General features: G+C 45.4%; 1 protein-coding gene. It reads right to left on the bottom strand.

Annotation, left to right across the window (positions count from 1 at the left end):
• On the bottom strand, positions 1 to 196 hold a 196-nt coding region (locus IEX97_RS13465), incomplete at its 3' end, for an ATP-binding cassette domain-containing protein (RefSeq protein ID WP_229776928.1).
• Between the last annotated feature and the right edge of the window lie 33 nt (positions 197 to 229).

The raw sequence follows: 229 nt of genomic DNA, 5'->3' as shown, positions 1-229 counted from the left end.
ATGCGGGTAGATCACTTTCAGGAAGCTCTTGCGAAAGATGGCTGATGCGAAGTTGGGCATTTAACTGACACACCCCGGTATCCGGCGTTAATTTTCCCAGCACCATGCTGAAAAAACTACTTTTTCCACAACCATTTCGCCCTACAAGCCCGATTTTTTGTTTTTCAAAAAGACTTACCGTAGCTTGGCGCAGCAAGATCTTGTTTCCACGACTAAGCGTTACCTGATT

Origin of the sequence: Paenalicyclobacillus cellulosilyticus (assembly GCF_014647315.1) — a bacterium.
Taxonomy (GTDB): Bacteria; Bacillota; Bacilli; order Alicyclobacillales; family Alicyclobacillaceae; genus Alicyclobacillus_J; species Alicyclobacillus_J cellulosilyticus.
This window is presented reverse-complemented; position numbering and strand designations above follow the sequence as displayed.